We start from the raw sequence: 6,559 nt of genomic DNA on the forward strand, positions 1-6,559 counted from the left end.
GGCACCTGGCGGGGAAACCTGGTGCGGCGGGGGCGGCGGGGCGGCTAGGGTCACGGGCATGGCGAACCTCCCCCTCTACGAGTGAGCGCGCGCGGGCAGCGCCCGCATCGCACCCCGACAGACGATCACCGACTCGACCCCTCGTGAGGGAGACACCATGGCCAAGAGCCGCAACAACCTGCTCGGCGTCGGCGGACAGCGCCGCAAGATGTCCAAGGGCAACGAGCCCGGTTCGCCGTCCGCGCGCGCCGAGGACCGCCGCAGCGCCGCCGGTCAGAAGGAGGACCTGCTCCGCCGGATGCGCGAGCGCGCGCAGCAGGAGGGGCAGGACGGGCAGGCGGCCGCCGAGTAGCAGGCCGCGCGAAGGATCGGGCGGGGCGTCGCCGAGGTCAGCGGCGCCCCGCCTTCGCGTCGACCGGGCCGGGCTGGTCCGGCCCGCCCAGGCGGGCGGCGGTGCGCTCGGCGGTGGCGCGGGCCCAAGCGCCGCTGGTCGCCGCGCCGACCAGCAGCACGGCGAGGCCGCAGCCGGTCAGCACCCACCAGGCGGTGCGGCTCGCCGCCACGAAGTCGTCCATGCCGCCGGCCCCGCCGCCGGAGGCCATCCCCGAGGCGAGCACCGCGCCGATGACGGCGACGCCCAGCGTCGTACCGATCTGGCGGCTGGTGGAGGCCACCGCGGAGGCCACTCCGGCCTGGGCCCGGGGCATCCCGGAGACGGCCGTGTTGGTGATCGGCGCGTTGACCATGCCGAAGCCGAGGCCGAACAGGACGTAGCCGGTGAAGAGGAGGGGGAGACTGGTCTCCGCGTCCAGCGCGGCGAACAGCACCCCGCTCGCGGTCAGCGCCACCCCGGCGACCAGCAGCGGCAGGCGCGGGCCGCGGCTGCCGACCAGCCGGCCGGACAGCGGGGCGCAGACCAGGGTGAGCGCGGCCATCGGCAGCATGTAGAGCCCCGCGTGCAGCGCGGAGAGGCCGCGGACCTCCTGGAGGTAGAGCGTGTTGACGAAGAGGAAGCCGCCGAGGGCCGCGAAGGAGCAGACCGCGATGACGGTCGCGCCGCTGAACGGAGCGCTGCGGAAGAACCGCAGGTCGATCAGGGGCTCGGCGCGCCGGGGCTCGTAGCGGAGGAGGCCGGCGAGACTCGCCGCCGCGAGCACCGCGCAGACCACGACCAAGGGTGAGGTGAAGCCGGCGTCGGGGGCCTCGATGATGCCGAAGGTGAGCGAGCCCAGCAGGACCATGACCAGGATCTGGCCCACCGGGTCCACCCGGCGGGGCTTGGGGGCGCGGGACTCCGGCACGTACCGCCAGGTGAGGACGAGGGCGGCGAGCCCCACCGGGAGGTTGATCCAGAAGATCGCCCGCCAGTTGACCAGCTCGGTCAGCACCCCGCCGACCAGCGGTCCGGCGGCCATGGAGATGCCGACCACACCGCCCCAGACGCCGATGGCCCGGGCGCGCTCGCGCGGGTCGGTGAAGGTGTTGGTGATGATCGACATCGCCACCGGGTTGAGCATGCAGCCGCCCACCGCCTGCACCATGCGGAAGGCGATCAGCGCGGTGAGGTCCGGGGCCAGCGAGCAGAGCACCGAGCCGGCGGTGAACAGGACCAGGCCGGTCATGAAGACCCGGCGGCGGCCCAGCCGGTCCGCCGTGGAGCCGGCCAGCATCAGCAGCGAGGCCAGCACGACGGTGTAGGCGTCGATGGTCCACTGCATGCCGGAGACGGAGGCGTCCAGCTCCCGGCGCATGGAGGGCAGGGCCACATTGAGGACGGTGTTGTCCAGGCTCACGATCAGCAGGCTCATGCAGCAGATCGCCAGGACCAGCAGTCGTCGGCGGTGGGTTAGCTCGGGCATGCCTCCAACGTAACCCCGCAGTAAGTACGCCTAACTAACGAACCTCCCCGAGGCGTGGGTGACAATGGACGGCATGACCGCGCTTGCTCCCTCCTCCCCGCACGCCCCGCTCGCCATCGGGCCGCACACCGTGCAGCCGCCGGTGGTGCTCGCACCGATGGCCGGCATCACCAACGCCCCGTTCCGGACGCTGTGCCGGGAGTTCAGCGGCGGCAAGGGGCTCTTCGTCAGCGAGATGATCACCACCCGGGCGCTGGTCGAGCGGAACGAGAAGACCATGCAGCTCATCCACTTCGACGCGACCGAGACGCCGCGCTCGATCCAGTTGTACGGAGTGGACCCGGTCACCGTCGGCAAGGCCGTCCGCATGATCGTGGACGAGGACCTGGCCGACCACATCGACCTGAACTTCGGCTGCCCGGTGCCGAAGGTGACCCGCAAGGGCGGCGGCTCGGTGCTGCCGTACAAGCGGCCGCTGCTGCGGGCGATCCTGCACGAGGCGGTCGGCAACGCGGGCGACCTGCCGGTCACCATGAAGATGCGCAAGGGCATCGACGACGACCACATCACCTTCCTGGACGCCGGGCGGATCGCCGTGGAGGAGGGCGTCACCGCGATCGCGCTGCACGGCCGGACCGCCGCCCAGCACTACGGCGGCACCGCCGACTGGGACGCCATCGCGCGGCTGAAGGAGCACGTGCCGGAGATCCCGGTGCTCGGCAACGGCGACATCTGGTGTGCCGAGGACGCGCTGCGGATGATGCGCGAGACCGGCTGCGACGGGGTCGTGGTGGGCCGGGGCTGCCTGGGCCGCCCCTGGCTCTTCGGCGACCTGGTCGCCGCCTTCGAGGGCGGCGGCGAGCCGGCCGCGCCCACGCTGCGCGAGGTGGCCGAGGTGATGGTGCGGCACGCGACCCTGCTGGGGGAGTGGATCGGCGACGAGTCGCGCGGCGTGGTCGACTTCCGCAAGCACGTGGCCTGGTACCTGAAGGGCTTCTCGGTCGGCTCGGAGATGCGCAAGAGGCTGGCGGTCACCTCCTCCCTGGACGAGCTGGGCGCTCAGTTGAGCGAGCTGGACCTGGACCAGTCCTGGCCGGTCGGCGCGGACGGCCCGCGCGGGCGGACCTCCGGCAACAACCGGGTGGTGCTGCCGGACGGCTGGCTCAAGGACCCGTACGACTGCGCGGGCGTGGGCGAGGACGCGGAGCTGGACACCTCGGGCGGCTGAGCGCCGCGGGCCGGGCGTGACCCGGGCGGCTGAGCGCCGCCGACGGCAAGCGGTGGCGGTACGCGGTGGGGAATGGCCGGTACCGGACGTGGGCGGACCGCAGGGCGGACGCCCCGGGTGGGAACACCTGGGGCATCCGCCCTTTTCGCGCGCTTCGGCTCCGGCGCGCGGGGGCCCTGGGGAGTCCGGATACTGGGATCGGGGCGGGCTGCGGGCGCGTGATTCTCGCCACCCCTGATCGGCCCCGCGCTCATATGAGCGCAAACAGCATGGGTGCGACCTTTCAATGGGTGGCACGGAGTGCCATGCCGCTTGCGTTCAAGAAGTAAAATCATATGGTCGGTCTACACGCTCACATGAGCGCTCAGCGCCAGGGTTTCCCCAAACGGGCTTCGGGGCGTGAACGAGGCGGGTGGTCATGGTCTGCACCTTGGTCACCTGCGATCTGGTGGCGGACGAGTGGTTAAGCCCGAACGACCGACAAGCGGACGTACCGGGAAGCCTTCGATCTGGGTATGTTCCTCGCCGTCAGGGCAGCCACCGCGTCCCGAGGAGTCGAGACCGTGTCGGAAAACAAAGATCAGAAGTTCGTGTACGACTTCACCGAGGGCAACAAGGACCTGAAGGACCTGCTCGGCGGCAAGGGCGCGAATCTGGCCGAGATGACCAATCTCGGACTCCCGGTACCTCCCGGCTTCACGATCACCACGGAGGCCTGCAAGGTCTACCTGGAGAGCGGCGAGGAGCCCGCGGCACTGCGTGCCGAGGTCAGCGCCCACCTGGACCGGCTCGAGCAGGCCATGGGCAAGAAGCTCGGCCAGGCCGACGACCCGCTGCTGGTCTCCGTACGCTCCGGCGCGAAGTTCTCCATGCCCGGGATGATGGACACCGTCCTCAACATCGGGCTCTCCGACACGTCCGTGGAGGGGCTGGCCCGGCAGGCCGGCGACGAGCGGTTCGCCTGGGACTCCTACCGGCGGCTGATCCAGATGTTCGGCAAGACCGTGCTGGACGTCGACGGCGAGCTCTTCGAGGAGGCGCTGGAGGAGGCCAAGCGGGCCAAGAAGGTCACCGTCGACACCGACCTCGCCGCCGCCGACCTGAAGAAGCTCGTCCAGCAGTTCAAGCAGATCGTCTCCACCGAGGCCGGCCGGGACTTCCCGCAGGACCCGCGCGAGCAGATGGACCTCGCCATCGAGGCGGTCTTCAACTCGTGGAACACCGACCGCGCCAAGCTCTACCGCCGCCAGGAGCGCATCCCGCACGACCTGGGCACCGCGGTCAACGTCTGCTCCATGGTCTTCGGCAACCTCGGCCCCGACTCCGGCACCGGCGTCGCCTTCACCCGCGACCCGGCCTCCGGCCACCAGGGCGTCTACGGCGACTACCTTCAGAACGCCCAGGGCGAGGACGTCGTCGCCGGCATCCGCAACACCGTGCCGCTCGCCGACCTCGAGTCGATCGACAAGGCGTCGTACGACAAGCTGATGCAGATCATGGAGACCCTGGAGAACCACTACAAGGATCTCTGCGACATCGAGTTCACCATCGAGCGCGGCCAGCTCTGGATGCTCCAGACCCGCGTCGGCAAGCGCACCGCGGGCGCGGCCTTCCGGATCGCCACCCAGCTGGTGGACCAGGGTCTGATCGACCAGGCCGAGGCGCTCCAGCGGGTCAACGGCGCGCAGCTCGCCCAGCTCATGTTCCCGCGCTTCGACGAGAAGGCGAGCGTCCAGCAGGTGGGCCGCGGCATCGCCGCCTCGCCGGGCGCGGCGGTCGGCAAGGCCGTCTTCGACTCGTACACGGCCGTCAAGTGGTCCCGCTCCGGCGAGAAGGTCATCCTGATCCGCCGCGAGACCAACCCCGACGACCTGGACGGCATGATCGCCGCCGAGGGCATCCTCACCTCCCGCGGCGGCAAGACCTCGCACGCCGCCGTCGTGGCCCGCGGCATGGGCAAGACCTGCGTCTGCGGCGCGGAGGAGCTGGAGGTCGACACCAAGCGCCGCCGGATGACCGTGCCCGGCGGGCAGGTGGTCGAGGAGGGCGACACCGTCTCCATCGACGGCTCCACCGGCAAGGTCTACCTCGGCGAGGTGCCGGTCGTGCCCTCCCCGGTGGTCGAGTACTTCGAGGGCCGGATGCACGCCGGCGCGGACGACGCCGACGAGCTGGTGGAGTCGGTGCACCGGATGATGGCCTACGCCGACCGCCGCCGCCGGCTGCGGGTGCGGGCCAACGCCGACAACGCCGAGGACGCCGCGCGCGCCCGCCGGTTCGGCGCGCAGGGCATCGGCCTGTGCCGCACCGAGCACATGTTCCTCGGCGAGCGCCGGGAGTACGTCGAGCGGCTGATCCTCGCCGACACCGACGCCGAGCGCGAGGACGCCCTCAAGGCCCTGCTGCCGTTGCAGAAGCAGGACTTCGTGGAGCTGTTCGAGGCCATGGACGGGCTGCCGGTGACCGTACGGCTGCTGGACCCGCCGCTGCACGAGTTCCTGCCCGACATCACCGAGCTGTCGGTACGGGTGGCGCTGGCCGAGTCCCGCAAGGAGCCGCACGAGAACGAGCTGCGGCTGCTCCAGGCCGTGCACCGGCTGCACGAGCAGAACCCGATGCTGGGCCTGCGCGGCGTGCGCCTGGGCCTGGTCGTGCCGGGTCTGTTCCCGATGCAGGTGCGGGCCATCGCCGAGGCGGCGGCCGAGCGCATCGAGGCCAAGGGCGACCCGCGCGCCGAGATCATGATCCCGCTGGTCGGCACCGTCCAGGAGCTGGAGCTGGTGCGCGACGAGGCCGAGCAGGTCATCGCCGAGGTGCAGGCCGCCAGCGGGGTGGAGCTGAAGCTGGCGCTCGGCACCATGATCGAGCTGCCGCGCGCCGCGCTGACGGCCGGCCAGATCGCCGAGTGCGCCGAGTTCTTCTCCTTCGGCACCAACGACCTGACCCAGACGGTGTGGGGTTTCTCCCGGGACGACGTGGAGGCCAGCTTCTTCACCGCCTACCTGGAGAAGGGCATCTTCGGGGTCTCGCCGTTCGAGACGATCGACCGGGACGGCGTCGGCTCGCTGGTCAAGAGCGCGGTCGAGGCCGGCCGGGCCACCCGCCCGGACCTCAAGCTCGGCGTCTGCGGCGAGCACGGCGGCGACCCGGAGTCGGTGCACTTCTTCCACGAGGTCGGCCTCGACTACGTCTCCTGCTCGCCGTTCCGGATCCCGGTGGCGCGCCTGGAGGCGGGCCGCGCGGCGGCGTACTCCGACGGCAGCGACAGCCGGTGACCCGGACCACCCGGACCCCCTAGCGGGCCTCCGGGGCCGCCGCCGGAGCACCGGGCCCTCACCGGCCCGGCGGCGGACCCGGTACGCGGGAAGCGAAGCGGCGGACACCTTTTGTGCGGAGGTGTCCGCCGCTTCGTCGTGCCCGCCGGTGTGCGGGGTGCGCGGAGGTGGACGAGTGGGGGCGGGCGCGACGAAGC

At 71.5% G+C, this 6,559-nt stretch carries 4 protein-coding genes; 3 read left to right on the forward strand and 1 reads right to left on the reverse strand.

Annotation, left to right across the window (positions count from 1 at the left end):
- The first annotated feature begins 157 nt into the window (after positions 1-157).
- On the forward strand, positions 158-352 hold the full coding sequence (locus tag C6N75_RS15165; RefSeq protein WP_105869433.1) for a DUF6243 family protein: 195 nt from the start codon (positions 158-160) through the stop codon (positions 350-352).
- 37 nt (positions 353-389) lie between these two features.
- On the opposite strand, the gene C6N75_RS15170 is transcribed toward C6N75_RS15165, so the two are convergent.
- The gene (locus tag C6N75_RS15170) at positions 390-1,859 is read right to left on the reverse strand and encodes an MFS transporter (RefSeq protein WP_105869434.1); all 1,470 of its coding nucleotides are present in this window, start codon (positions 1,857-1,859) and stop codon (positions 390-392) included.
- Positions 1,860-1,932: 73 nt separating this feature from the next.
- Here C6N75_RS15170 and dusB point away from each other — a divergent pair, with 73 nt between their 5' ends.
- The gene (dusB, locus tag C6N75_RS15175; RefSeq protein ID WP_105869436.1) at positions 1,933-3,087 is read left to right on the forward strand and encodes a tRNA dihydrouridine synthase DusB; all 1,155 of its coding nucleotides are present in this window, start codon (positions 1,933-1,935) and stop codon (positions 3,085-3,087) included.
- 563 nt (positions 3,088-3,650) lie between these two features.
- Positions 3,651-6,362 carry a pyruvate, phosphate dikinase gene (gene ppdK, locus C6N75_RS15180; RefSeq protein WP_105869435.1) on the forward strand — a complete coding sequence of 904 codons (2,712 nt, stop codon included), beginning with the start codon at positions 3,651-3,653 and terminating at the stop codon, positions 6,360-6,362.
- Positions 6,363-6,559 lie beyond the last annotated feature (197 nt).

Source organism: Streptomyces solincola (assembly GCF_002982015.1).
Taxonomy (GTDB): Bacteria; Actinomycetota; Actinomycetes; order Streptomycetales; family Streptomycetaceae; genus Streptomyces; species Streptomyces solincola.

Bases quoted from the DNA above. Each gene is read 5' to 3' on its own strand.
- C6N75_RS15170 (WP_105869434.1), bottom strand. From the start codon at position 1,859: ATGCCCGAGCTAACCCACCGCCGACGACTGCTGGTCCTGGCGATCTGC.
- C6N75_RS15165 (WP_105869433.1), top strand. From the start codon at position 158: ATGGCCAAGAGCCGCAACAACCTGCTCGGCGTCGGCGGACAGCGCCGC.
- dusB (WP_105869436.1), top strand. From the start codon at position 1,933: ATGACCGCGCTTGCTCCCTCCTCCCCGCACGCCCCGCTCGCCATCGGG.